The sequence below is a fragment of the Segatella copri genome, from assembly GCF_949820605.1.
GTDB lineage: Bacteria > Bacteroidota > Bacteroidia > Bacteroidales > Bacteroidaceae > Prevotella.
Window position 1 is genome coordinate 2,894,646 of the sequence record NZ_CATKVU010000006.1, and the last position, 26,023, is coordinate 2,920,668.

Consider the following 26,023-nt stretch of genomic DNA (forward strand, 5'->3'; position numbering starts at 1 on the left):
ACCTAAATTAACCTCATTTTCTTATTCTTTAATTTCCTGAAATCCACAATAAGGATGTTTTGCTTCAACAGCTGTCAATGACTTGTCAATTGAAACAAGCTTTTTCCGTTATCACCAGAACATGGCTTTCGTCGCTCAGTGTGGTGGCAAAAATATAGGTTTCGCCACCATCTTTCAGCTTCAGACGCTTGCGCAATTCGGCTACGGAAAGGGGGAAGTTGCGGGTGGCGATGTTTGCCTTGGTGATGCCTGAGAGATGACGCTTCAACTCCTTTTTATTAAAGGAGGATACGGCGATGATGCGGAAACTCCTGCCTGGGAAGGCGGCGATAGGCTCACGGCTCACGAAAAGATGGCTGTTCTTGGAAAGCATTCTTGCATCATAGCGCCCGGAAAGAACACCGAAACAGCCGGCTTTCATCAACGACGCATTCGGCTCGTAAAGATACTGCATCTCTTCAAGCGTGGATGGGGCAATCTTGACGGAAGAAGCCTCCATATCCGACTCTTCGCAGACGAAGGACTGGGCATCATTGACACAATAAATACGGAGATTCCCGGCATGTTTTACTTCTCCATCTGCCGAAGAAGCCTCCATTCCGCCCATATTTCGCGCTGAGAGCACTAAAAGGAGCTCCTTGCACTCCTTATTCACGGAGATGATATGAACCTCTCTTACGTGGCTTAATTCGCTTATGGTACGGTGCCAGTCGAGCATCGGAGAGAGTTTGATGATGACGTAATCTGCCTTCGAAAGCATTTCTTCCTGCAAAAGGGTTACATCGGGCGTACAATCTTTCAAGGATACTACCTTGTTGCCCGCATCGTCTCTACGAGCAGGATCTATGAAGATTAGCTTAAGACCAAGCTTGGTCTTAAGTAATGACAGGGGTTGGTCATAAATGATGCCTAAAGAATCTGATGCAGCAGCCTCTTTCTTTGAAGCAAAAGAATGCAGCACCTCTATTCCGTCCCCATTCTTCACGATGGCGTTCTTCAAGCCCAATCGCCCGAAGTTTTCCTTCGCTGCTTCACAGAGATGAGCCTGACGCTCCACATACATCGACTTCACGCCCAATCGGAAAGCGATGTAAGAGAAGTCTACTCCGAAGCCGCCGGTCAGGTCAACAAACCCGGTTTCTTCAGAAAAATCTCCTTCATGAGGTTCTTCTTTTATTTCATTAACATTCTCTTCTGATTCTGTTAATATCTGTTGCTTTTTGCAAGTAGCTTCATTTTTGGCGAATTCTGAATCAACTGCCCCTTTGCCCGCAAATTCGCAAATTTCAGAAAGATGAAGATTTGAGGCGTTTTCGCTCTCCTTCTCCTTTTCTTCTCCGTTTTCGGATGATGAAGGAGACAAGCCGAGCAGTCGGGCTGCGAGTTCAGCCTTATAAAGTGCCGTTTGCTCTGACGAACATTGCTCCATCGAAATATGAGGGGGATAGATAATGCCATCGATGCTTGCCCAACGGGGCAGTTTCACACGAGCCATCTTTCGCCCGCGAATCTGGTCGAGAGCGAAAGGCATATCTACCTCGGGATACTTGCTGCCGAGGAAAGCCAACTGGCGAACATCATCGTCCTGATGCTGGCGGATAAAATCGAGCGTTGCTTGGTTCATTATTTCTGTTGAGTGATTCGTCATTACATTACTTATTCTTAATAACCGCAAATTTACGATATTCTGATGAGATTACAAAATATTTCTCAGAATATCTGATAATTTATGTCGGGACGCACCAAAAACAGGATGCTCTCGGCTATAATCTACCCTTTTTCCTGGCTATATGATTCTAACAGCAGGCATAAATAAATACATAACTATCGGAGATAGAACAACTGACTAGGAAAAACAGAAGGCTGGCAGAAGAAAAACAGCATACTGGCAAAAGGCAAACAGCCGACTAGCGCAACAGAGGCTAGTCGGCTGTTCCTGTATAACAGTTTGCCAAACATCCTTTCTCTTATTTCAAGAGAAGCACGGTTGGCAGGAATATCGCAATCAGCTCTTCACTCTTCACCTTTTCAGCATAAAGAACTGAAACACAACATATTACATAGATGAAGAGATTTTCGGCACTCTTCACCCACTCTTCACCACTCTTCACCCTTTACGATATTGGGCAAGGTATAAACGCAGAACCGCTTAGCTGTCAACAGCCTAAAACGGTGAAGGGCGGGTGAAGAGTAAAAAACCACTCTTCACCCGCCCAACTATCTATCCTTCAACTACTTACACACAAAAGGTGAAGAGTGAAGAGTTGTTGGGAAAATTCTCTCGCATCCGTAAAGATGCAGAGAGAAAATTCCGGTGTCTCAAAAGAAACGATGGATTAGTCAGCCAACTTAGCCTTCAAGAACTCACGGTTCAAGCGGGCGATGTTAGCGATAGACTCGTTCTTAGGACAAACAGCCTCGCAAGCACGAGTGTTTGTACAGTTACCGAATCCGAGCTCGTCCATGCGTGCAATCATCTTCTTAGCACGGGCAGCAGCCTCTACACGACCCTGTGGGAGAAGTGCCAGCTGGCTAACCTTTGAGCTGACGAAGAGCATAGCAGAACCATTCTTACATGCAGCAACACAAGCACCGCAACCGATACATGTAGCGCAATCCATTGCCTCGTCTGCATTCTCCTTAGGAATCAGGATAGCGTTAGCATCCTGAGCCTGACCTGTACGAATGCTGGTGTAACCACCTGCCTGGATGATCTTGTCGAATGCTGAACGGTCTACCATACAGTCCTTGATGATAGGGAAACCAGCAGAACGCCAAGGCTCAACGGTGATAACATCGCCATCGTTGAAACGACGCATGTAGAGCTGACATGTTGTAGCACCACGCTCAGTCTTACCGTGTGGTGTACCATTAATATAGAGAGAGCACATACCGCAGATACCCTCGCGGCAGTCGTGGTCGAAGACGAAAGGCTCCTGACCTGACTCGATGAGCTCCTCGTTCAAGATGTCGAGCATCTCGAGGAATGAAGTATCATCTGGGATGTTCTTCATCTCATGTGTATCGAAGTGACCCTGTGCTGTAGGACCGTCCTGCTTCCAATACTTAACTGTGAAACTTATATTTCTTGCCATTGTCTTGTTCGCTTTTTAATTCTTGTAATTTCTTGTCTGTACCTTAATTGCCTCATACTCGAGAGGTTCCTTGTTGAGCACTGGAGCAGTTGTATCATTGCCCTGATACTCCCAGCAGCCTACGTAGAAGAAGTGCTCGTCATCACGCTTTGCCTCGCCTTCCTCTGTCTGGTACTCCTCACGGAAGTGACCACCACAGCTCTCGTTGCGGTGCAATGCATCGTAAGCGATCAACTCGCCCATCAAGATGAAGTCACGCAAGTGGATAGCCTTATCCAACTCTACGTTCAAGCCTTCCTTCTTGCCAGGGATGAAGAGGTTCTTGTTGAATTCCTCGCGGAGAGCCTTCATCTTCTTCAAGCCTTCCTCAAGACCTTCCTTGGTACGACCCATACCTACGTGCTCCCAAAGGATGTGACCCAACTCCTTGTGGATAGAATCTACAGAGCGCTTGCCCTGGATACCCATCAGGCGGTCGATTTCCTTCTGAACACCTGCCTCTGCCTCTGCGAACTCTGGGAGATCGGTAGAGAGCTTTGGCCACAATGCCTGATCAGCCAGGTAGTTCTGGATAGTGTATGGCAATACGAAGTAACCGTCAGCCAAACCCTGCATCAAAGCAGAAGCACCAAGACGGTTAGCACCGTGGTCAGAGAAGTTACACTCACCAATAGCGAAGAGACCAGGGATAGTGGTCATCAACTCGTAGTCAACCCAGATACCACCCATTGTATAGTGGATAGCAGGGAAGATCATCATTGGGTTGTAGTACTTCACGCCGTTAATCTCGTTAGCCAACTCACCTGGGTTAACGTCAGTAATCTCCTCATACATATCGAAGAGGTTGCCATAACGCTGCAGGATAACGTCGATACCGAGACGGTTGATAGACTCAGAGAAGTCGAGGAATACGGCAAGACCAGTGTTGTTGACACCGAAGCCCTTGTCGCAACGCTCCTTAGCTGCACGAGAAGCCACGTCACGAGGAACCAGGTTACCGAATGCTGGGTAACGGCGCTCCAAGTAGTAGTCGCGGTCTTCCTCAGGAATATCAGAACCCTTCTTTGTACCAGCCTGCAATGCCTTGGCATCCTCAATCTTCTTAGGAACCCAGATACGACCATCGTTACGGAGTGACTCTGACATCAAAGTCAACTTACTCTGGTTTGTACCGTGAACAGGGATACATGTAGGGTGAATCTGGACATAAGATGGGTTAGCGAAGTCAGCACCCTTGCGGTAGCACTGGATAGCTGCTGTACAGTTACAACCCATAGCGTTTGTAGAAAGGAAGTAAGCGTTACCATAACCACCGGTAGCGATAACTACGGCGTTGGCAGAGAAACGCTCCAACTTACCTGTAATCAAATTCTTAGCGATGATACCACGAGCGTGACCGTCAACGATCACAATATCCTCCATCTCGTAACGGGTGAAGAGCTTAACCTTACCTGCCTCAACCATGCGGCTCAAAGAAGAGTAAGCACCGAGGAGGAGCTGCTGACCTGTCTGACCCTTAGCATAGAATGTACGAGATACCTGAGCACCACCGAAAGAACGGTTAGCCAGCATACCACCGTACTCACGAGCGAAAGGAACGCCCTGAGCTACGCACTGGTCGATGATGTCGTTGCTCACCTCAGCCAAACGGTAAACGTTAGCCTCACGAGCACGGTAGTCACCACCCTTTACAGTATCGTAGAACAGACGGTAAACAGAGTCACCATCATTCTGATAATTCTTAGCTGCATTGATACCACCCTGTGCTGCGATAGAGTGAGCACGACGTGGAGAGTCCTGGATGCAGAAGTTCAAGATATTGAAGCCCATCTCGCCGAGAGAAGCAGCAGCAGAAGCACCTGCCAAACCTGTACCTACAACGATAACGTCGAGCTTTAACTTATTCTTTGGGTTAACCAAACGCTGATGAGCCTTATAGTTGGTCCACTTCTCAGCAACTGGTCCTTCAGGTATTCTAGAATTTAATGTTTTTGCCATAATCTTTTTTAATACTTAAATGATTACACGAATTATGCGCAGCACAAAGATGGAGCGCAACCGAAAGCGAATGCCAATACAACTACGATGAAGAGGAGAAGCAGGATGGTAGAGTAAATCATACCGATCATCTTCCAACGGCAGAACCAAGTCTTACCGCTCCAACCGAGAGTCTGAATAGCACTCCAGAAACCGTGAGTGAGGTGGAACCAAAGAGCTACCAACCAGATGATGTAGAGAACTACGAACACTGGGTTAGCGAAGGTGTCCTGAATGAATGCGAAGCCGTCTGCTGGGCTGTGACCGAAGCTTGTACCCAAAAGCTCTGCAAACATCATGTTGTACCAGAAATTAAAGAGGTGAAGCAACAAACCGAGAACGATGATGATACCGAGCACCAACATGTTCTGGCTAGCCCACTCTACTTTCTCTGGCTTTGCTGTTACCTCGTAACGCTGGTTACCGCGAGCACGACGGTTCTGTGCTGTCAGGATGAAAGCGTAAACGATGTGACAAACTGCCAAAGCTGCCAAACCCAAAGTTGCAACTACGGCGTACCAGTTAGCACCCAACAACTCGCAGATTGTGTTGTAAGCTTCTCCAGAGAAAAGCGCAACAACATTCATGCAACCGTGGAATGTCAAGAATAGAATAAGAGCGATACCAGTTACTGACATCACTACCTTTCTACCAATAGATGAATTGATTAACCACATAAATGATTGAAATTTAATTATTTAACTGTTTGAAACTAATTTATATTCCACACTTTTCGTCCCTGCAATACCTATTTTTTGGCATTCTGCAATCCTCATTTCTAGGTATATTTTCGCAAGTCTGCTGCAAAATTACTATATTTTAATGATTTATCAAAGTATTTTTGCTAAAATTTCGATTTTATTTCTTACTTTTGCCGAAAATTAGAAAAAATATAGATTAAACGAAGTATGAAATTCAATTATGACGTGCTCGTTATCGGTGGAGGACATGCCGGATGCGAGGCTGCTGCAGCCTCTGCAAACATGGGTGCCAAAACCTGTTTGATAACGATGGATATGAACAAGATTGGACAGATGAGTTGCAACCCCGCCATCGGAGGTATTGCCAAGGGACAGATTGTGCGCGAAATCGATGCTTTGGGCGGACAGATGGGTATCGTAACGGATAAAACCGCCATCCAGTTCCGAATGCTCAACATCGGCAAAGGTCCTGCCGTATGGAGCCCCCGTGCCCAATGCGACAGAGGAAAGTTTATCTGGGAATGGAGAACCATCCTCGACCACACCGACAACCTCGACATCTGGCAAGACCAGGCTGACGAACTGCTCGTAGCTAACGGAGAAGCCATCGGCGTAAAAACCATCTGGGGAGCCGAATTCTATGCCAAGAGCATCATCATCACCGCTGGAACATTCCTCAACGGACTGATGCATGTAGGAAGAAAGATGGTAGAAGGCGGAAGATGCGCCGAACCTGCCGTACACAACTTTACGGAGAGCATCACCCGATGGGGTATCACTACAGCCAGAATGAAAACCGGTACTCCGGTCAGAATCGACAAGCGAAGTGTTCATTTCGAAGATATGGAAGAGCAGCCGGGCGACAGCGATTTCCACCAATTCTCTTACATGGGAGAACATCGGGTTCTGAAACAATTGCCTTGCTGGACTTGCTACACCAACAAGAAGGTACACGAAACTTTAAAAAGCGGTCTCGCTGACTCACCTTTATATAATGGTCAGATTCAGAGTACCGGTCCACGTTACTGTCCGAGTATAGAAACGAAGCTCGTCACCTTCCCCGACAAGGATCAGCATCCGCTCTTTCTGGAACCGGAAGGCGAAGATACGAACGAGATGTATCTGAACGGTTTTTCTTCGAGCATGCCGATGGATATCCAGCTGAATGCTCTTCATGAGATTCCTGCTTTGAGAGATGCCAAGATTTACAGGCCGGGATACGCCATCGAATACGATTACTTTGACCCTACCCAACTCAAACATTCACTGGAGTCGAAAATCATCAAAGGTCTCTTCTTTGCCGGACAGGTGAACGGAACCACCGGTTATGAGGAAGCAGGAGGACAGGGAACCGTGGCCGGAATCAACGCAGCCCTGCATTGTGTCGGAGACAAGACATTTGAGATGAACCGCGACGAGAGTTATATCGGCGTACTCATCGATGATCTCACCACAAAGGGAGTGGACGAACCATACCGTATGTTTACCTCCAGAGCCGAATACCGCATTCTGCTCCGTCAGGACGATGCCGATGCCCGACTCACCGAAAAAGCATACGAACTCGGAATTGCCAAGCGCGACCGTTACGACTGGTGGATAGAGAAAAAAGAAGCCATCGGAAGAATCATCGAATTTTGCGCCAATTATCCTATCAAGAAGGATGAGATAAATCCAAAACTGGAGGCGCTCGGCACTACTCCACTTCGCGCCGGCTGCAAGCTCATCGACCTCATCGCTCGTCCGCATCTGAACCTCACGAATCTTTCGGAGATTATTCCGGACCTGAAGGCTGCGCTGGAAACACCAGCCAACCGAAAGGAAGAGATAACGGAAGCTGCAGAAATCAAAATGAAGTACAAAGGTTACATCGAACGAGAGCGTCTCATTGCCGACAAGATGCACCGTTTGGAGAACATCAAGATAAAGGGCCGTTTCAACTATTCCGAGCTCCACGAAATCTCCACAGAAGGACGCCAGAAACTCGAGCGCATCGACCCGGAAACCTTGGCACAGGCAAGCCGAATTCCGGGCGTATCACCAAGCGATATCAACGTGATGCTCGTATTACTCGGAAGATAAGCCGTTTCACAGTGAAAAACAAGGGAACTCTCAATGTTTCACGTGAAACAGATTATCAGTAAAACATTTGATGCTCAACCGCTTAAGAAAGGTTGCATCAAGTGTTTTGCGGTTAAAGTAAAACTTCAGCAATTCGTGAAACAAAAGCTGATAAAATCGAGCAAAACACAAAAAACAAACGGGCAAAAAGCCCATAAAAAGGAACAAGAAAAAAGAACAAAATAAGTATCAATTTAAAGCATAAAAAGTAATGAACAATCAGCTATTATTAGACAATCTGCGTTGCATTCCAGATTGGCCAATCAAGGGTGTAAACTTCCGCGATGTATCAACTCTTTTCAAGAATCCTGCATCTTTAAAAGAGATCAGCGATGAGATGTATGAACTCTACAAAGACAAAGGAATCACCAAGATTGTAGGCATCGAATCACGCGGTTTCGTAATGTCTTCAGCCCTTGCAATACGTCTCGGAGCCGGTGTAGTTTTATGCCGCAAACCGGGCAAACTTCCATGCAAAACCGTACAGGAAAGTTATGCTAAGGAATATGGCATCGATACCATCGAAATCCACGAAGATGCCATCAATGAGGACGACATTGTACTCCTCCACGACGACCTCCTTGCCACCGGTGGAACCATGAAAGCAGCATGCGACCTGGTAAAGAAATTCCATCCGAAAAAGGTATATGCCAACTTCATCATCGAACTCGTAAACGAGAATTTCGAAGGCAGAAACTCCTTTGATCCAGACGTTGAAGTAACTACTTTATTACAGTTATAAGATGCAAAAATACTGCAAGAAATACTGCGAGAATGCAGCAAGGAAGCAGTAAAAGACACTAGAGCGTTGCCGTTTCACGTGAAACAGTAACGCTCGTTTTCCCCTTAAAAACAAGTAAAAATATGACGAAACAAGAGAATGAGGAGCGCTTGGCAAGGCTTAAAAACATCGTTTTAAGTATGCCGGAAAAGCCAGGAAGCTACCAATATTACGACGAAAATCATACGATTATATATGTGGGAAAGGCGAAAAATCTGAAGAGAAGAGTATCATCCTACTTCCATAAAGAGGTAGACAGATACAAGACAAAGGTGCTTGTTTCTAAGATTCACGACATATCTTATACGGTCGTAAACACAGAAGAAGACGCACTTTTGCTCGAAAACAGCCTGATCAAAAAGTATAATCCAAGATACAATGTCCTGCTGAAAGACGGCAAGACATACCCCTCTATATGCGTAACAAACGAGTATTTTCCACGCATTTTCAAGACTCGTCATATCAATAAAAAAGTGGGAACCTTCTTCGGTCCTTACCCACATATCGGCAGCATGTATGCTGTTTTAGAGGTTATCAAAAAGCTCTATAAGCCCCGCACCTGCAGAATGCCTATCACCAGAGAAGGCGTTGCAGAAGGCAGATACAAGCCGTGTCTGGAGTATCATATCCACAACTGCGGAGCACCCTGCATCAACAAGCAGAGCTATGAGGAATATCAGGAAAACATGCGCCAGGCACGTGAAATTCTGAAGGGAAACACGCGGGAAGTAAGCAAATATCTCTACGATTTGATGATGAAAAATGCAGAACTTCTACGTTTTGAAATAGCCGAAGAATATAAGAAAAAGTACCAATTACTGGATGAATTTGAGGCAAAAAGCGAGGTAGTAAGCCATACCATTACAGACGTAGATGTCTTCACCATCGTAAATGATGATGCCAACAAAAACGCCTTCATCAACTATATTCACGTAAAAAACGGCACCATCAACCAGAGCTTTACCTACGAGTATAAGCGCAAGCTGGAGGAGAGCAACGAGGAGCTTCTGATTACTGCCATTCCAGAAATCAGAGAGCGTTTCCACTCCACATCGAAGGAGATAATCGTGCCCTTCGAAATGGAATGGAAGCTGAAAGATGCCACCTTCTTTGTACCCCAGAGAGGAGACAAAAAGCACCTTCTAGAGCTGTCGGAAATGAACTGCAAGCAGTATAAATTCGACCGTCTGAAGCAGGCAGAAAAGCTCAATCCGGAGCAGAAACAGACCCGATTGATGAAGGAATTACAAGCAAAACTGAAGCTTCCGAAGATGCCTTACCAGATAGAATGTTTTGATAATTCCAACATATCCGGTACTGATGCCGTGGCAGGTTGCATCGTATATAAAGGTATGAAACCATCCAGAAAAGACTATAGGAAATACAACATCAAAACAGTGGAAGGACCTGACGATTACGCATCCATGCAAGAGGTGGTAAGACGCCGGTACAGTCGCATGATAGAGGAAGAAACTGCACTTCCAGACCTCATTATTACCGATGGCGGAAAGGGTCAGATGGACGTAGTAAGAGAGGTTATTGTTAACGAATTACACCTGGATATTCCAATCGCAGGACTTGCCAAGGACGACCGGCACAGAACCAACGAACTCCTCTTCGGATTCCCTCCTCAAACCATCGCCCTACCACCCGAAAGCGAGCTGTTCAAGGTTCTGACGCAGATACAGGATGAGGTGCACAGATACGCCATCACCTTCCATCGCGACAAGCGCAGCAAACATGCTCTTCACTCAGAATTAGACGATATCAAAGGCATCGGTCCGAAGGCTAAAGAAGCCCTTCTGAGCAAGTTTAAGAGCGTGAAAAAGATGAAAGAAGCATCCTTGGAACAACTTTCAGAAGTATTAGGCCCTCATAAGGCAGAAATTCTTTCAAAATATTTCGAAGAAAAAGGCGAGAATATGAAATAAAAGTTGTATATTTGCAGTTCAAACTATACTATATATATTAATAATAAGAAGAAGAACCGAACCGAAGCAAGCATTCCACAAATGCTATTCATAAAGTTCTATGTTCAACATTCAAAGTTCAAAGTAGTAATATGAGAATCGTAATACAGCGTGTCTCTCACGCCTCAGTTACCATAGAAGGAGAGGTTAAATCTGCCATCAGACAAGGCTATCTGATCCTTCTGGGAATAGAGGAAAGCGACACTTCAGAAGATGTAGACTGGCTGGTCAGAAAGGTAATAGGACTCCGTGTTTTCGACGACGAAAACCATGTTATGAACCGCTCTATCATGGATATAAATGGGGAAATTCTGGTCATCAGCCAGTTCACCCTATTCGCCAGTTATAAGAAAGGAAACCGCCCAAGCTGGCTCAGAGCAGCCAAGCACGAAATCAGCGTTCCACTCTATGAGGAGTTCTGCAAAAAGCTATCCGATGCACTCGGAAAGCCAGTAGGAACAGGCGAATTTGGTGCCGATATGAAGGTAGAATTGCTGAATGATGGACCGGTAACCATCATGATGGATACTCACAACAAGGAATAATGCCCTACCCTGAAAGAAAGGCATCTTTCCCCATAAAAGAATTAGGAAGATGACAATAAAAGAAGCACAAGAAGCTGTAGATCAGTGGATTAAAGAATATGGCGTACGCTATTTCAGCGAACTTACCAATATGGCTTGCCTCACAGAAGAAGTGGGCGAACTGGCACGCGTCATTGCCCGAACATACGGCGACCAGAGTTTTAAGAAAGGCGAGAAACCTAACTTAGGCGAAGAAATGGCCGATGTTCTTTGGGTGCTTATCTGCCTGGCAAATCAGACAGGGATTGACTTGACAGAAGAACTCCAGAAGAGTTTTGACAAGAAGACCCAAAGGGATTCTGAAAGGCATAAAAACAATCCAAAACTATCTGAGCATCAGGAAGATAAAGAACAAGATAACAAGAATTAAAATTGCTATTCATATAAAAACTTAACTTTAATAATTATATAAATAACATTAAGTATGAGCAGTATTAAAGAACAGGTTCTTGCACAGCAGGGACAGTATAAAGAGTCAGACGACAAGTATTTATCAGTTTTGAAGCAGTACAACTGCAACCTCAACGATGAGGAAGTAGCTGCTGCAGTAAAGAAGATTCTCGATGAAAAGGTAGCAGAGAATGAGACCATGGAGGTCAAGAAGTTCCTCTTCGGTAGCATCGAGTTGACTTCTCTCCATACAGAAGATACAGAAGAAAGCATCCTGAAGATGATTGAAAAGGTGAACCAGTTTGCCAAGGATTATCCTCAGCTTCCTCACGTAGCAACCGTATGCACCTACCCTAACTTCGCAGGACTTATCAGCCAGAGTCTGGAGGTTGACGGCGTAGAAATCGCTGTAGTAAGTGGCAATTTCCCATCATCTCAGACCTTTATCGAGGTTAAGATTGCAGAAACTGCTATGGCTATCAAGGATGGTGCTACAGAGGTGGATATCGTAATGCCTGTTGGCAAGTTCTTCAGCGAAGATTACGAGGGTCTCTGCGATGATATTCAGGAACTCAAGGAGACATGCGGAGAGCATAAGATGAAGTGCATTCTGGAGACAGGCGATCTGAAGAATTGCAGCAACATCATGAAGGCTTCTATCCTCGCGATGTACTCAGGTTCAGACTATATCAAGACCTCAACAGGCAAGGAGAAGGTTTCTGCTACCCCAGAAGCAGCATACGTCATGTGCCAGGCAATCAAGGCATATTACGAGAAGACTGGTATCCAGATTGGCTTCAAGCCTGCAGGTGGTATCAATACCGTTCATGATGCCGTAGTTTACTACACCATCGTGAAGGAAGTTTTGGGCGAGAAGTGGCTGACCAACCAGTGGTTGCGCCTCGGCACATCACGCCTGACCAACCTCCTCTTGAGCGAAATACTTGGCAAGGAGATTAAATACTTCTAAAGAAAAGTAACTGGTTATCAACAGAATACAAAAACGCAAAGGGTTGATTCTCTCTGAGAACCAACCCTTTTTATATTATGTTTTTCTTCAATTCTTATATTAAGCTTTTCTTTCAATCACAAAATCCAGGTAAGCCTTCAAGGCATTGTATATATCCTTATCCTCTACATAAGTATCAAGGAAATTCATGGCTTCGGCATGGAAATCCCACATGCGCTTATCCGCATATTCAATACCTCCGTTTTCTTTTGTAAATGCCACTAACTGAGCTATTTCATCAGCCGTCACAGTATGAGCCTTTACCTTTCTGGCAAGCTTCATCATCTCCTCATCACCGGTAGACTTCAAAGCATATATTACAGGCAAAGTCAGTTTTCCTTCAACCATATCATTACCAGTAGGTTTACCTATCTCCTTGGAATCATAATAATCAAAGATATCATCACGGATCTGGAAGATGATGCCCAAGTTCTGTCCGAAACGCTTCGCCTCTTCAATCTGCAGTTCTGAAGCATTGGCAGACATCGCTCCGATACCGGCGCAAGCCTCAAAGAGAGCAGCCGTTTTCTGCTTAATCACCTGATAATAAATATCTTCCGATATCTCTTCATTACTGATACTATTGAGCTGAAGAATCTCACCATTAGCCAGGATACGTCCCAACTCAGCAAGATAACGCACGATTTCCTCTGAATGCGAATAAGATACATGAAGCAAGGCGGTGGAAAGAATGAAATCGCCCACAAGCACAGCCACCTTATTATTATAAGTAGCATTCACGCTAGCCTGTCCGCGGCGCTCCCCACTCTCATCAACCACATCATCATGTACCAGCGAAGCGGTATGAAGAAGCTCCAGACCTACCGCAGAATGCTGGGTAACACTGGAAACCTTTCCAAAATTACGTGCCATCAACAAGATGAGTATAGGGCGCATACGTTTTCCAGCGCGCTGACGGATATGGTCGAGCACCTGGGAAAGGAGGCCATCGCTATGCATAAGAGACTTGTTGAACAAATCTATAAAATCTGCTAATTCTGCCTCTATAGGCAGCTTGATAAGTGATAAATAGTCCATTATATGTGAGTAAATCTACTTAATTTCTGAAATTTGTTACAAAATTAATCAATTCTTCTTGAAATATCGCATTTTTTTAGTAATTTTACACCACAAAAATGAATATTATGGATAAATTGTTCCTTTTAGACGCGTATGCGCTCATTTATAGGTCGTATTACGCCTTTATGAAAGCCCCTCGAATCAATTCGAAGGGACTCAATACTTCGTGTGTAATGGGGTTCTGCAATACCCTCAACGAGATACTTACCAAGGAGAAACCTACCCATATTGCGGTGGCTTTCGACCATGGCAAGACCTTCCGTCATGAGGCTTTCCCTGCATATAAAGCTCAACGAGAAGAGACACCGGAAGACATCAAACTCTCTGTGCCTATCATCAAAAATATCCTGGAGGCATATCATATCCCTATCCTTCAGGTAGATGGTTTCGAGGCAGATGATATCATCGGAACCGTTGCCTTGAAGGCAGGTGAAAAGGGGATGGAAACCTACATGCTCACACCCGATAAGGATTACGCACAACTGGTTCGCAACAATGTTTTCATGTTCCGTCCTCGTCATGGCGGTGGATACGAAAAGTTGGGCGTACAGGAAATTGAAGAGAAATACAGCATTACTTCCCCACTCCAGGTTATCGACCTCCTTGCTCTGATGGGCGACTCAGCTGATAACTTCCCAGGCTGTCCGGGCGTGGGAGAAAAGACAGCCATCAAACTTATCAACGAGTTCGGTAGTGTAGAAGGTCTTATCGAGAACTCTTCTCAAGTGAAAGGCAAGCTCCGCGAAAAAGTGGAGGGTGCTGTAGAAGATATCAGGATGTCAAAGTTCCTGGCAACCATACGAACCGATGTTCCGGTAGAGATCAAGATGGAAGATTTGAAACGGGTAGAGCCAGACAATACAAAACTGGATGAAATCTTCACCGAGTTAGAATTTAAGTCGTTTGCTAATCGAGTTCTTAACAAACCTAAAAAGGTGCAAACAAAGCCTACAGGAGAGCTCGATTTATTTGGCGCACAGCCTGCCGATGGTAAGGAAGAATCAAAAAACGCGAGTTTTGAGACCATTAAAACGACCTCTCATTCATATAAACTCATTGATACAGAAGGAGATGCAAGGAAACTTTATGACTATTTATTGACATTCAATATTCTCAGTCTAGACACAGAGACCACATCTACCGCTGCCATTGATGCAGAATTGGTGGGTTTGAGCTTTGCCGTAAAGGAAAAAGAGGCTTTCTACGTAGCAATTCCGGCAAATCGTGAAGAAGCCTTAAAAATCGTAAACATCTTCAAACCCCTCTACGAGAACCCGGAAATCTTGAAAGTGGGGCAGAACATCAAATACGATTACGAGGTGTTGATGAACTACGGCATAGAGATTCAGGGCAAGATGTTCGATACGATGCTCGCCCACTATCTCATCCAGCCAGAACTTTACCACAACATGGATTACTTGGCAGAAGTATTCCTCAACTATCAGACCATCCACATCGAAGAACTGATTGGTCCGAAGGGAAAGAACCAGAAGTCGATGCGCGATCTCGCCCCATCAGACATTTACGAATATGCTGCCGAAGACGCCGATATCACCTTGAGATTGAAAAATGTGCTCGAACCAAAACTCAAAGAAATAGATTGTGAAGATCTGTTCTGGAATGTAGAAATGCCGCTTGTACCTGTTTTAGCACACATGGAGATGACGGGAGTATGCATCGACACCGATACCCTGAAGGAAACATCCGAGAAACTCACCAACCGCCTCAATGAGATAGAACATCATATCTATGAGTTGGCAGGCGAATCGTTCAATATCGCTTCCCCACGCCAGGTTGGAGAAATACTCTTCGGAAAGATGAAGATTGTGGAGAAGCCTAAGAAGACGAAGACGGGCCAGTACGTAACAAGCGAAGAAGTTCTTCAGCAGCTGCGCAGCAAGAGTCCAATCATCGATGAGATACTGAACTACAGAGGTTTAAAGAAACTTTTGGGAACCTATATAGATGCCCTTCCAAAGCTTATCAACTCTCGCACCGGTCACATTCATGCCTCTTTCAACCAAGCCATCACTGCCACAGGACGTCTTTCTTCAAGTGATCCAAACCTGCAGAATATTCCTGTACGCGATGACGATGGCAAGGAGATACGCAGATGCTTCATCCCAGAACCAGGCTGCCTGTTCTTCTCTGCCGACTATTCACAGATAGAACTTCGCATCATGGCACACCTGAGCCAGGATCCAAACATGGTAGAAGCATTCCGTGAAGGCTCTGATATTCATGCAGCTACAGCTGCCAAGATTTGGCACGAAGACATCAAAGAAGTAACAGATGCACAGCGCAAGAAGGCAAAAACTGCCAACTTCGGCATCATCTACGGCATCACGACCTTCGGTCTTGCCCAACGCATGAACATCGAAAACCGAGAGGCAAAGCAGATCATAGAAGACTACTTCCGCACCTTCCCTGGTGTTCAGGCTTACATGGAGAAGGCAAAGGAAATGGCAAGAGAGAAAGGCTATGCCGAAACACTCTTCCACCGCCGTCGCTACCTGCCAGACATCAACAGCAAGAATGGTACTGTAAGAGGATTTGCCGAGCGCAATGCCATCAATGCCCCTATCCAGGGCTCTGAGGCAGACATCATCAAAGTGGCTATGATCCGCATCTTCAACCGATTCAGAACAGAAGGCATCAGGAGCAAGATGATTATCCAGGTGCATGACGAACTCAATTTCTCCGTATATCCGGAAGAGAAGGAAAAGGTAGAGAAGATTGTGGTAGAAGAAATGCAGAACGCCTACCAGCTCAGTGTGCCTCTGGTCGCTGATGCCGGATGGGGAAACAACTGGCTAGAAGCACATTAGAAAAACCAAAAGGCAGCCGCAGAAACCGCAAGGCAACTTAAATACAAAGAAACTCGCAAGATACCAAACGTTCATCTTGCGAGCTTTTCTTTTTCGAAATGTTTCACATGAAACAATCAAACCTTCTATCAAAACACTACTAAAAAGACAAATAACTCCTTTATTCACAAGTACATCTAGAAATCTTTGTTTATATAGATTAAAAAGGATAATAAAATTATAATATTTTCATGTTTATTTGGTTCTTACAGAAATAAAGTGTATATTTGCATAGAAATCAGAAAGATATGCAAACGCACCAGTCTGATTAAAAGTGAATAGATAACAGTAATCAATCAAATTAAGAAAGAAAGGAACATTATGAAGAAATATGTTTGCGACGTGTGTGGTTGGATTTATGATCCAGAAGTAGGTGATCCAGAGGGCGGTATCGCTCCAGGTACAGCATTCGAAGACATCCCAGATGATTGGGTTTGCCCTCTTTGCGGAGTAGGCAAGGAAGATTTCAGCCCTGTAGAGGAATAAGACTCTTTTGGAGGAATCACCCGAAGGAAATCCTCACAAAGGAATCATCTGAATGTGTTGCCTGATATTCAGGCAACACATTCATAAAATAATAGGAGGAACCAATATGACAAAGATTAGAGAAATCTACCGCTGCCAGATTTGTGGCAATGTAGTAGAAGTTGTAAACCCAGGAGCCGTGCTTAGTTGCTGTGGCGAGCCGATGAAGCTGATGAAGGAAAACACCAGTGATGGCGCCAAAGAGAAGCACGTGCCTGTGATAGAACCTATTGAGGGCGGCTATCGCGTAACAGTAGGAAGTGTGGAGCATCCGATGCTTCCAGAGCATTACATCCAATGGATAGAATTGCTCACCCCTACCGATGTGCTTCGTCACGAGTTGAAGCCAGGCGAAAAGCCAGAGGCCATCTTCATGACAAATGCTGAAGCCAAGGATGTTACGGCTCGCGAATACTGCAATCTCCACGGATTGTGGAAAGGATAAAGTACAGAGAAAAGATATAAGAGATCATTTTCCCGACATTGGGAAGATGATCTCTTTTTATCGTACAACAGCTGAAAAACACGAGAGTGTAAACTAAACTGTGTCAAGCTACAATAAAAGTAGTTTAACACAGTTTTTATATTATGGACAACTTAGAAATTGATTACAAGAAAGCAGCTCAGCAGTTGCGTAGTGGTGAAGCCTTATTTGGCAAGGACGGAGCATTAGCTCCATTGTTAGAGCGTATTCTCAACTCAGCTCTCGAAGGTGAGATGGACGCTCATTTAAGTGAAGAGGAACGCTCTTCCGGCAATCGTCGTAATGGTAAGATGAGTAAGAAGGTTCAAACAAAATATGGTGAGGTCACTATAGAGACTCCTCGTGACCGAGACGGAACTTTCCAACCTGAGACCGTAAAGAAGCGTGAGACTATTCTTGCCAATGGCATGGCAGACCAGATTATTGAGATGTACGCCATGGGCACCAGCACACGTGACATCAGCAGCTACTTTGAGCGTGAGTTCAACACAACTCTATCAGCCGATACTATCAGTTCTATAACAGACCGTGTATTACCCGAAATCACCGCCTGGAAGTCTCGCATGCTCGATCCTGTATATGCCATTTGCTGGCTTGATGCTATCCATTATAAGGTAAAGGATGAGAATGGCAGAGCTGTCACACGAGCCATTTACAACATTCTTGGCATCAACAAGGAAGGCCAAAAAGAACTGTTAGGTATGTATGTGTCTAAGAGTGAAGGAGCTAACTTCTGGCTAGAAGTTCTTACGGATCTTCAGAACCGTGGTGTTCGAGACATCTTGATTTGTTGTATTGATGGTCTCAAAGGCTTCCCGGATGCCATCCAAAGCGTATTTCCTGAGAGTTCTGTGCAGCTCTGTATTGTCCATCAGATACGCAATTCTATCAAGTATGTTGGCAGTAAGCATCAAAAGGAGTTTATCAAGGATTTAAGAACAGTATATGGTGCAGTAAACAAAGACTCCGCTGCTGCTAATTTAGACCTGTTAGAGTCTAAGTGGGGAGAGATGTACCCAATTGTCATCAAGTCATGGCGTGACAATTGGGAACGTCTGACAGAGTATTTCCAATATACTCCAGCCATCCGTAAACTCATTTATACGACCAATACGGTTGAGGGGTATCACAGACAGGTAAGAAAGGTCACAAAGACTAAAGGGGTCTTTCCTACGGATAATTCTTTGGAGAAGCTTGTGTACTTAGCTTACCGCAACATCCGTAAGAAATGGACTATGTCACTGGCAAATTGGGGACAAATTTCTCAACAATTGGCAATAAAATTTGGAGATAGATTTAAAATTATGTAACTTTGCAGCCGAAAAGGCTTCCCTGCTGGGGGCATGCCCCCAGCAGGGAGTGGGAATGAAAGTTAAGAACAAGCCTTGACACAGTTTAAATTACACCCCCAAAAACACATGCACAACGGCTGTTATGCAAGCGCACATCACCTGATGTGCAAGCGCACAACAGCTGTTGTGCGGTCGTAGGCATTAACTCTTCCGGCAATTACTCCTATATCTTCCAGCAACTTCCATTATATGTCTCAAAGACTTCTATTATATCTTCCAGGTACTACCCCTATATCTTTCGATGACTTTCCGTATATACCTCAACGTTCTCCCCTATATCTTTCTGCATCCGCAAGCGTTTCAACGTTTCAGCGTTTTACTTGTTTTTTCTAACATCTATTTTCCCTCACCTATAATTTTTAGTTAATTTTCCACGATTTCCTTGTATCTTTCATTTATAATGTGTAACTTTGCCCCAAATATATTTAAACGTTTTAAATAAAGCAACACAACAATGGCAAAGAACAATAAGCAGGTGGCTGGTCAAGACGGCAACAGCACCAAGAAGACCAACAGGAAAAAGAAGAAAAACAAGGTTTCGCATATCGTGAAACCCGAAAACATGACTTTGGAAGAATGGCAAATCAAACTGCGCAAGCAGGTGACCGATATCGAGCACTTCGATATCAGTTGCGTTGACGACACCCTTTGCCCTGGAGAGTATATCGTTCGCAACCCTGAAAAGAACAACGAGTACAAGGTGGTGTATCGTGGAGCCAACAGCGAATGGAATTATTGTTCCTGCATGGATTTCAAGACTTCGAGACTCGGCACTTGCAAACATATCGAAGCCGTCAAGAAATGGTTTGGCGGAAAGAGGGGCGTACATGTACATCGGGAATTGCCACCTTATACTTCTGTCTATCTCTCCTATCGGGATGAGCGATGCGTAAAGATTCGTATCGGCTCAGACAACAAGGAGGCATACGAACAGTTAGCCAAAGATTACTTTGACAAGAACCATGTCTTGAAGAAATCAGCCTATGCCCGCATTGGCTCTTTCTTGAAACAAGCTCGCCAAATCAGCGATACATTCAGATGCTATAAAGATGCCATTGACTTTATCATCGATATTCGCGAAAAAGCGAAAAGAATGAAGATTGTGAAAACATACGATGACGAGAAACTCAACAATCTTCTGAAAGTAAACCTCTATCCTTACCAGAAAGAGGGCATCCGCTTTGCTGCAAATTCAGGAAAGGCTATCATTGCCGACGAGATGGGTCTCGGAAAGACAATCCAAGCTATCGGTACTGCCGAACTGCTACGCAAGGAAGGTCTTATTGGCTCTGTACTCATCCTCTGCCCTACCTCGCTCAAATACCAGTGGCGAAGTGAAATCAAGAAGTTTACTGATGCCGAAGTCTTCGTCATAGAGGGAAGTCATCTCAAGAGAAAGGAAGCGTACAACCGCCCGGAACCTTACAAGATTATTTCCTATAATAGTGCCGCCAATGACATCAAGATACTCGGCTGTTTGCAAACCGATATGCTCATCATGGACGAGGTGCAGCGCCTGAAGAACTGGAACACGCAGATTTCCCGTGCGGCAAGAAAGATAGAATCAGATTACTCCGTAATTCTATCCGGTACCCCATTGGAGAACAAGCTCGATGAACTCTACTCTATCGTGGAGTTTGTTGATAATTTCCGCCTTGCCCCTTACTACCTCTTCAAAGACAAGCATATCATTACAGATGAAACGGGAAAAGTACTAGGTTATAAGAACTTAAACGACATAGGCAAGAAACTGGGCGATATTCTCATCCGTCGTCGCAAGAAGGATGTGAAACTCCAGATGCCTGAGCGTTCTGACAAGAACCTTTTCATTCCGATGACCAACGAGCAGATGGAGATGCATCAGGAGTGGCAGAACCAAGTACGTATCCTGGTTCTGAAATGGCGCAAGATGCATTTTCTGTCCGATAAAGACCGCAAGCGTCTTCTGCTCTTCCTCTCGCAGATGCGCATGGTATGTGACAGCAGTTATATCCTCGATCAAAAGACGAGATACGACACCAAGGTGGATGAATGTGTGAACATCATCAGCGACATTATCAGCGAGGAAGGTGAAAAAGTTGTAGTATTCAGTCAGTGGGAACGCATGACCCGCCTCATCGCCAAGGAACTGGAGAAAAAAGAAATTGGCTTTGAATATCTGCATGGTGGCGTGCCATCTGAAAAGCGCAAGAACCTAGTAGATAATTTCATGAACGAACCATCGAGCCGGGTTTTCCTCTCAACAGACGCCGGAAGCACAGGCTTGAACCTGCAATCTGCAGCAACTATCATCAATATCGACTTGCCTTGGAATCCTGCCGTTCTCGAACAGCGTATTGGTCGCATCTATCGCCTTGGGCAGCAGAACAACATCCAGGTTATCAATCTTGTAACACCTGATTCCATCGAGGAGGAGATGCTCGGTAAATTACGTTTCAAGACCTCTATGTTTGAGGGTGTCCTTGATGATGGCGAAGATTCTGTATTCATCACAGATGATAAGTTCAGCAAGATGATGGAAACAGTGAGCGGTATAGTGGAAGAGGACGAAGAAACAGAGAAGGTCAAGAAAGTCAAGGATGCTGATAACGTTAAAGATTCCAAAGGTCAGACAGAAAAGCCAAAGGCCGAGGAAAGCTTTGCAACTATCAATCCTAAGGATTTGGAAACAGACAAGGCTTGCGACGAACATAAATCTGATGAGAATAAAGAAGAGGTTTCCATCCAGCAACAAACGAATTCATCTTCGAACAGAGAATCCGTTACTAATCGCTCAAGTCATCCTAAGGATTTGGTTGCCCAAGGAATATCTTTCCTCTCAGGCTTAGCCGAAACCTTAAAGTCGCCAGAAGCCACTGCCCATCTGGTTGATTCCATTGTTGAGAAAGACGAGCAGACAGGCGAAACCTCCATCAAGATACCAGTGGAGAGCAAAGAGACTGTTTCTAACCTTCTGAATCTCATCGGTAAGTTGTTTACAAAATAAGTCATGGGTAAAAAGAAACATAAGCATCAAGGACATTATTGCAAGATGTGTGGAGAGTATAAATCCAACGAGTCGTTCAGTGGTAAAGGACACAAACTGCACATCTGCAAGGAATGTATGTCCAAAAGAAACAAAGCTAAAAAGGAAAAGAAACGTTTAGAACATGATAGAATTAACGAAGTCTCAGAAGAAAACAGCTCGCAAGCTCATTAATTTGGGCTTGCAGCGAGAGTGTGCCAAGTTCATGCAATCTACCAAAGATTTCATGAACAAGAACGCATCAGCAGAGGATGCACACGATGCATACCTCAAACTATATGACAAGGTATACCAATTCGACAAGCATATCGCTCGCCGATACGATGGGATGTCAGGAGGTAGATATTACATCACCGTATGTTACCTATACAATGACGGAGTATTGACTGACGAAGACATCCGAGAGTTTGACGATGAGCTATATATTAGATTATTGGAACAAAATCATTAATGACTGGGTGGATGCCAAAGACATGCCATTAATTGTTCGAAAAGACATTAAATTCCGAGGTCAATCTTTCATACATCCTACAGGAAGAGAAATTATAGTTTCTGACAATACATTTGCAATCTGGGTATATGGTCAAGTTATGAAACAACATACCCCAACATTGAAAGAAATTAAAGAAATGCTTCAAAACAATATGATTCCTATGCTGTTTATGCAAACTAAAGATGGCAAACAAAAAGCAAAGTATTCCAAGCCTTTAGGAACAGATGCTTTACAAGGATGGAAGCTATGTCACATTGAACCTATCGGTTTTAACAGTTCAAAAAGCATAAATGAAATAGATATACATTCTATAGAAGAGCATTTCCGTAAATATGCGAACCCATACAATATGTTTGTTCTACCAAAAGAAATTGGAGATTTAGGAGAGATACAAGTATTTATTGATGAGCAAAGAAGGAAATAAATAACCTTTTCCTTGCTACAACCAAATAAAAAGCGTAACTTTGCCGAAATATCATAAAAATAAGCAATTATGAAGGAAGAAGAAATCAAAGAATTGTTCGAGCAATTCGAAGCTATCGCCAACGAATACGAAGGCGTAGAGTGTTGGAGTGCAAGAGAACTTGCACAAGTGTTGGGTTATAGCCAATGGCGTAATTTCGAAGGAATTATCGAAAAAGCAAAAGCATCATGTACCAATGCAGGGCAAGAGGTATCATACCATTTTGCTGATGTCAGCAAAATGGTCACCCTTGGTTCTGGATCTCAGCGTGAAGTCAAAGACTACATGCTGACTCGTTATGCTTGCTACCTTATTGCCCAAAATGGCGATCCACGCAAGCCACAAATCTCTTTTGCCCAAAACTACTTTGCCGTACAAACTCGCCGAGCAGAATTGGTGCAAAAGCGTTTGCTGGAATACGAACGTGTACAAGCACGTGCAAAACTTGCAGAAACAGAGAAGCGTCTCTCTGGTGTGCTGTATGAAAGAGGGGTGGACAGCAAAGGCTTTGCCATCATTCGCTCACTAGGTGACAAGGCGTTGTTTAATCTCGACACGGCTCTTCTCAAACGTAAATTGGGTGCTCCTAACAGCCGACCTCTCGCCGATTTCCTTCCAACACTAAATATTAAAGCTAAAGATTTTGCTGCAGAAATGACTTCTGTCAACGTTCAGCAAAAGGATTTACATGGTCAGCAATCTATCTGTCAAGAGCATGTCGATAATAATAAGGCTGTTCGTAATATGATGCTCCAACGTGGCATTGTGCCAGAAAATCTTCCTGCAGATGAAGACGTCAAGAAAGTAGAACGCAGATTAAAATCTGACGAAAAGACATTGACCAAAAAGAATAGCAAAAAGAAATAATATCTATCATAATTCTATAACTAGAGAAGATGTAAGAATTTCACCACACATCTATGATTTTTAGTTAATTTTCAACGATTTCTTCGTATCTTTCATTTATAATGTGTAACTTTGCAGCGGAAATTTAAACGTTTAAAGATAAAATGGCATTAAAATGTGGTATTGTAGGCCTCCCAAACGTGGGTAAGTCTACACTGTTCAACTGTCTGTCTAGTGCAAAGGCACAGGCAGCTAACTTCCCTTTCTGTACTATCGAACCAAACTTGGGCGTCATCACCGTACCAGATGAGCGACTCAACAAGTTGGCAGAGATTGTTCACCCAGGACGCATCGTCCCAGCTACTTGCGAAATCGTGGATATCGCAGGTCTCGTAAAGGGTGCCAGCAAGGGCGAAGGTCTTGGTAATAAATTCTTGGGAAATATCCGTGAGTGCGATGCTATCATCCACGTAATCCGCTGTTTCGACGATGACAACATCGTGCGCGAGGGTGGCGCTAAAGTTGATCCTTTGGAGGATAAGAGCGTCATCGATACAGAGTTGCAGCTCAAGGACCTGGAAACTATCGAATCTCAGCTCACCAAGCAGAAGAAGACTGCTGCAGCAGGCAACAAGGATGCTAAGACGATGGTTACCGTTCTGGAGGCTTACAAGGCTGTTCTGGAGCAGGGAAAGAATGCTCGTGGCGTTACTTTCGAAACCAAGGAAGAGCAGAAGGTGGCTCACGACCTCTTCCTCCTCACTACCAAGCCTGTGCTCTACGTGGCCAATGTTGACGAGGCTTCTGCCAAGACCGGCAACGAGTATAGCAAGAAGGTAGAGGAAATCGCCAAGGAAGAAGGTGCTGAGTGCATGGTCATCGCTGCAAAGACAGAGGAAGACATCGCATCGCTCGAAACCTACGAGGACAAACTGATGTTCCTCGAAGAACTCGGACTGGAAGAGAGCGGCGTAAACCGACTCATCAAGAAGGCATATGCCCTGCTGAACCTCGAAACATTCATCACCGCTGGTGAAATGGAGGTCAAGGCATGGACCTATCACAAGGGCTGGAAGGCTCCTCAGTGTGCCGGCGTCATCCATACCGACTTCGAGAAGGGATTCATCCGTGCAGAGGTTATCAAGTATGATGACTATATCAAGTATGGCTCTGAGGCTGCAGTACGCGAGGCTGGTAAGCTCGGCATCGAGGGCAAGGAGTACGTCGTACAGGATGGTGACATCATGCACTTCCGCTTCAATGTATAATCCTATTCTTCTACGGTTATGATAGCAAATCTGCTTAACTATATCGTATGGGACCCAGACCCAATCCTGGCTCATCTGGGTCCTATGACCATCCGCTACTACTCCACCTGCTGGATGATTGGTCTGCTGCTGGGTTATCTGCTCATGAGCAAGCTTTACAAGCAGCAGGGGCTCTCAGATGAGAAGTTCTCCCCACTGTTTCTCTACATCTTCTTAGGTGTACTGATAGGTGGCCGTTTGGGACATTGCATCTTCTATCAGCCGGAATATTTTCTCACCCAGTGGGATCACTTCATCGAGATGCTGATACCTATCCACCACATGCCTGACGGCAGCTGGAAGTTTACGGGGTATGAGGGACTGGCGAGCCACGGAGGCGTATTCGGCATGTTCGTCGGCATCTGGCTCTATTGCCGCAACATGAAGGTGAGCGGCTGGGTAGTGCTCGATAATATGGGTATCTGCTCAGGCATTACAGCCACCTTTATCCGTTTGGGCAATCTGATGAATTCAGAGATTATCGGCAAGGTAACCGATGTGCCTTGGGCATTTATCTTCGTTCGCGAAGACCAGTATCCACGCCATCCGGGTCAGCTCTACGAGGCTTTGGCATACTTCTGCTTTTTCCTCCTCATCCTCTTCATCTACAAGAAGAGAGGACCTAAGAGCGTAGGCACCGGTTTCTATTTCGGTCTTTGCCTTACTCTCATCTTCACCTTCCGTTTCTTCATCGAATATACGAAGGAGATTCAGGTAGCATTCGAGGCGGGTCTGCCTATGGATATGGGACAGATATTGAGCATTCCGCTCATCATCGCCGGTGTATGGAGCATCGCTTCCAGCACAAAGAGAGCGAAAGAAAAGAACGTAGAGGCAAAATAATATTAGACGACTTATTTTCAGATTATAAAAATCCCTCCTCGTGCAACAGCATC

General features: G+C 44.8%; 22 protein-coding genes. 16 read left to right on the forward strand and 6 right to left on the reverse strand.

All coding sequences use genetic code 11. The features are described from left to right. Nucleotides 1–85: 85 nt before the first annotated feature. The 5 genes from RCO84_RS13105 to RCO84_RS13125 all read right to left on the reverse strand — a co-directional run bounded on the left by RCO84_RS13105 (nucleotide 86) and on the right by RCO84_RS13125 (nucleotide 5,809). A complete protein-coding gene (locus RCO84_RS13105; RefSeq protein ID WP_317585345.1) occupies nucleotides 86–1,624 on the reverse strand; it encodes a class I SAM-dependent methyltransferase in 1,539 nt (512 codons plus the stop codon). A gap of 343 nt (nucleotides 1,625–1,967) precedes the next feature. Next, nucleotides 1,968–2,111 carry a hypothetical protein gene (locus RCO84_RS13110; RefSeq protein ID WP_317585346.1) on the reverse strand — a complete coding sequence of 48 codons (144 nt, stop codon included), beginning with the start codon at nucleotides 2,109–2,111 and terminating at the stop codon, nucleotides 1,968–1,970. 225 nt (nucleotides 2,112–2,336) lie between these two features. Next, nucleotides 2,337–3,095: a succinate dehydrogenase/fumarate reductase iron-sulfur subunit gene (locus tag RCO84_RS13115; protein ID WP_022120108.1), complete on the reverse strand. Its 759-nt coding sequence runs from the start codon at nucleotides 3,093–3,095 to the stop codon at nucleotides 2,337–2,339. A 15-nt stretch (nucleotides 3,096–3,110) separates the two neighbouring features. Continuing rightward, nucleotides 3,111–5,093: a fumarate reductase/succinate dehydrogenase flavoprotein subunit gene (locus RCO84_RS13120; protein ID WP_153073137.1), complete on the reverse strand. Its 1,983-nt coding sequence runs from the start codon at nucleotides 5,091–5,093 to the stop codon at nucleotides 3,111–3,113. 32 nt (nucleotides 5,094–5,125) lie between these two features. Then, entirely contained in the window at nucleotides 5,126–5,809 is a 684-nt protein-coding gene (locus RCO84_RS13125; RefSeq protein ID WP_022120110.1) for a fumarate reductase transmemBrane cytochrome b subunit, read from the reverse strand. A 231-nt stretch (nucleotides 5,810–6,040) separates the two neighbouring features. Between RCO84_RS13125 and mnmG the strand changes: the two genes are divergently transcribed. The 6 genes from mnmG to deoC all read left to right on the forward strand — a co-directional run bounded on the left by mnmG (nucleotide 6,041) and on the right by deoC (nucleotide 12,646). Then, nucleotides 6,041–7,912 carry a tRNA uridine-5-carboxymethylaminomethyl(34) synthesis enzyme MnmG gene (gene mnmG, locus RCO84_RS13130; RefSeq protein ID WP_317585347.1) on the forward strand — a complete coding sequence of 624 codons (1,872 nt, stop codon included), beginning with the start codon at nucleotides 6,041–6,043 and terminating at the stop codon, nucleotides 7,910–7,912. A 250-nt stretch (nucleotides 7,913–8,162) separates the two neighbouring features. Further along, nucleotides 8,163–8,693 (forward strand): adenine phosphoribosyltransferase, encoded by a 531-nt coding sequence (locus RCO84_RS13135; protein ID WP_022120113.1) that lies wholly within the window; start codon nucleotides 8,163–8,165, stop codon nucleotides 8,691–8,693. Nucleotides 8,694–8,815: 122 nt separating this feature from the next. Then, complete coding sequence (gene uvrC / locus RCO84_RS13140) at nucleotides 8,816–10,663, forward strand: excinuclease ABC subunit UvrC (RefSeq protein ID WP_317585348.1); 1,848 nt, start codon at nucleotides 8,816–8,818, stop codon at nucleotides 10,661–10,663. 131 nt (nucleotides 10,664–10,794) lie between these two features. Then, entirely contained in the window at nucleotides 10,795–11,247 is a 453-nt protein-coding gene (gene dtd, locus RCO84_RS13145) for a D-aminoacyl-tRNA deacylase (RefSeq protein WP_287586785.1), read from the forward strand. Nucleotides 11,248–11,296: 49 nt separating this feature from the next. Next, on the forward strand, nucleotides 11,297–11,656 hold the full coding sequence (locus tag RCO84_RS13150) for a nucleotide pyrophosphohydrolase (RefSeq protein WP_118152529.1): 360 nt from the start codon (nucleotides 11,297–11,299) through the stop codon (nucleotides 11,654–11,656). A gap of 54 nt (nucleotides 11,657–11,710) precedes the next feature. Then, on the forward strand, nucleotides 11,711–12,646 hold the full coding sequence (gene deoC / locus RCO84_RS13155; RefSeq protein WP_117729280.1) for a deoxyribose-phosphate aldolase: 936 nt from the start codon (nucleotides 11,711–11,713) through the stop codon (nucleotides 12,644–12,646). A gap of 99 nt (nucleotides 12,647–12,745) precedes the next feature. On the opposite strand, the gene RCO84_RS13160 is transcribed toward deoC, so the two are convergent. Beyond that, complete coding sequence (locus RCO84_RS13160) at nucleotides 12,746–13,723, reverse strand: polyprenyl synthetase family protein (protein ID WP_287819453.1); 978 nt, start codon at nucleotides 13,721–13,723, stop codon at nucleotides 12,746–12,748. A gap of 107 nt (nucleotides 13,724–13,830) precedes the next feature. Between RCO84_RS13160 and polA the strand changes: the two genes are divergently transcribed. From polA to lgt, 10 genes are all read left to right on the forward strand, one after another. Further along, nucleotides 13,831–16,593: a DNA polymerase I gene (gene polA / locus RCO84_RS13165; RefSeq protein WP_317585349.1), complete on the forward strand. Its 2,763-nt coding sequence runs from the start codon at nucleotides 13,831–13,833 to the stop codon at nucleotides 16,591–16,593. Between the two features lie 360 nt (nucleotides 16,594–16,953). After that, nucleotides 16,954–17,118 (forward strand): rubredoxin, encoded by a 165-nt coding sequence (rd, locus tag RCO84_RS13170; protein WP_022120120.1) that lies wholly within the window; start codon nucleotides 16,954–16,956, stop codon nucleotides 17,116–17,118. A 106-nt stretch (nucleotides 17,119–17,224) separates the two neighbouring features. Then, nucleotides 17,225–17,602 carry a desulfoferrodoxin gene (locus RCO84_RS13175; protein ID WP_264902000.1) on the forward strand — a complete coding sequence of 126 codons (378 nt, stop codon included), beginning with the start codon at nucleotides 17,225–17,227 and terminating at the stop codon, nucleotides 17,600–17,602. 143 nt (nucleotides 17,603–17,745) lie between these two features. Further along, nucleotides 17,746–18,951 (forward strand): IS256 family transposase, encoded by a 1,206-nt coding sequence (locus RCO84_RS13180; protein WP_287870909.1) that lies wholly within the window; start codon nucleotides 17,746–17,748, stop codon nucleotides 18,949–18,951. Nucleotides 18,952–19,447: 496 nt separating this feature from the next. After that, nucleotides 19,448–21,979, forward strand: coding sequence for a DEAD/DEAH box helicase (locus RCO84_RS13185; RefSeq protein ID WP_317585350.1), 2,532 nt, complete (start codon nucleotides 19,448–19,450; stop codon nucleotides 21,977–21,979). A 163-nt stretch (nucleotides 21,980–22,142) separates the two neighbouring features. Continuing rightward, complete coding sequence (locus RCO84_RS13190; RefSeq protein ID WP_144152447.1) at nucleotides 22,143–22,469, forward strand: hypothetical protein; 327 nt, start codon at nucleotides 22,143–22,145, stop codon at nucleotides 22,467–22,469. After that, entirely contained in the window at nucleotides 22,432–22,935 is a 504-nt protein-coding gene (locus tag RCO84_RS13195; protein WP_144152449.1) for a hypothetical protein, read from the forward strand. Before RCO84_RS13190 ends, RCO84_RS13195 begins: the two co-directional genes overlap by 38 nt. A gap of 69 nt (nucleotides 22,936–23,004) precedes the next feature. After that, a complete protein-coding gene (gene dinD, locus RCO84_RS13200; RefSeq protein WP_144152451.1) occupies nucleotides 23,005–23,841 on the forward strand; it encodes a DNA damage-inducible protein D in 837 nt (278 codons plus the stop codon). A gap of 143 nt (nucleotides 23,842–23,984) precedes the next feature. Beyond that, nucleotides 23,985–25,088: a redox-regulated ATPase YchF gene (gene ychF / locus RCO84_RS13205; RefSeq protein WP_022120130.1), complete on the forward strand. Its 1,104-nt coding sequence runs from the start codon at nucleotides 23,985–23,987 to the stop codon at nucleotides 25,086–25,088. A gap of 18 nt (nucleotides 25,089–25,106) precedes the next feature. Continuing rightward, the gene (lgt, locus tag RCO84_RS13210; RefSeq protein WP_287863187.1) at nucleotides 25,107–25,970 is read left to right on the forward strand and encodes a prolipoprotein diacylglyceryl transferase; all 864 of its coding nucleotides are present in this window, start codon (nucleotides 25,107–25,109) and stop codon (nucleotides 25,968–25,970) included. Nucleotides 25,971–26,023: the final 53 nt, after the last annotated feature.

Bases quoted from the DNA above. Each gene is read 5' to 3' on its own strand.
- RCO84_RS13105 (WP_317585345.1), bottom strand. From the start codon at position 1,624: ATGAACCAAGCAACGCTCGATTTTATCCGCCAGCATCAGGACGATGAT.
- RCO84_RS13115 (WP_022120108.1), bottom strand. From the start codon at position 3,095: ATGGCAAGAAATATAAGTTTCACAGTTAAGTATTGGAAGCAGGACGGT.
- RCO84_RS13120 (WP_153073137.1), bottom strand. From the start codon at position 5,093: ATGGCAAAAACATTAAATTCTAGAATACCTGAAGGACCAGTTGCTGAG.
- RCO84_RS13125 (WP_022120110.1), bottom strand. From the start codon at position 5,809: ATGTGGTTAATCAATTCATCTATTGGTAGAAAGGTAGTGATGTCAGTA.
- mnmG (WP_317585347.1), top strand. From the start codon at position 6,041: ATGAAATTCAATTATGACGTGCTCGTTATCGGTGGAGGACATGCCGGA.
- RCO84_RS13135 (WP_022120113.1), top strand. From the start codon at position 8,163: ATGAACAATCAGCTATTATTAGACAATCTGCGTTGCATTCCAGATTGG.
- uvrC (WP_317585348.1), top strand. From the start codon at position 8,816: ATGACGAAACAAGAGAATGAGGAGCGCTTGGCAAGGCTTAAAAACATC.
- dtd (WP_287586785.1), top strand. From the start codon at position 10,795: ATGAGAATCGTAATACAGCGTGTCTCTCACGCCTCAGTTACCATAGAA.
- RCO84_RS13150 (WP_118152529.1), top strand. From the start codon at position 11,297: ATGACAATAAAAGAAGCACAAGAAGCTGTAGATCAGTGGATTAAAGAA.
- deoC (WP_117729280.1), top strand. From the start codon at position 11,711: ATGAGCAGTATTAAAGAACAGGTTCTTGCACAGCAGGGACAGTATAAA.
- RCO84_RS13160 (WP_287819453.1), bottom strand. From the start codon at position 13,723: ATGGACTATTTATCACTTATCAAGCTGCCTATAGAGGCAGAATTAGCA.
- polA (WP_317585349.1), top strand. From the start codon at position 13,831: ATGGATAAATTGTTCCTTTTAGACGCGTATGCGCTCATTTATAGGTCG.
- rd (WP_022120120.1), top strand. From the start codon at position 16,954: ATGAAGAAATATGTTTGCGACGTGTGTGGTTGGATTTATGATCCAGAA.
- RCO84_RS13175 (WP_264902000.1), top strand. From the start codon at position 17,225: ATGACAAAGATTAGAGAAATCTACCGCTGCCAGATTTGTGGCAATGTA.
- RCO84_RS13180 (WP_287870909.1), top strand. From the start codon at position 17,746: ATGGACAACTTAGAAATTGATTACAAGAAAGCAGCTCAGCAGTTGCGT.
- RCO84_RS13185 (WP_317585350.1), top strand. From the start codon at position 19,448: ATGGCAAAGAACAATAAGCAGGTGGCTGGTCAAGACGGCAACAGCACC.
- RCO84_RS13190 (WP_144152447.1), top strand. From the start codon at position 22,143: ATGATAGAATTAACGAAGTCTCAGAAGAAAACAGCTCGCAAGCTCATT.
- RCO84_RS13195 (WP_144152449.1), top strand. From the start codon at position 22,432: ATGAGCTATATATTAGATTATTGGAACAAAATCATTAATGACTGGGTG.
- dinD (WP_144152451.1), top strand. From the start codon at position 23,005: ATGAAGGAAGAAGAAATCAAAGAATTGTTCGAGCAATTCGAAGCTATC.
- ychF (WP_022120130.1), top strand. From the start codon at position 23,985: ATGGCATTAAAATGTGGTATTGTAGGCCTCCCAAACGTGGGTAAGTCT.
- lgt (WP_287863187.1), top strand. From the start codon at position 25,107: ATGATAGCAAATCTGCTTAACTATATCGTATGGGACCCAGACCCAATC.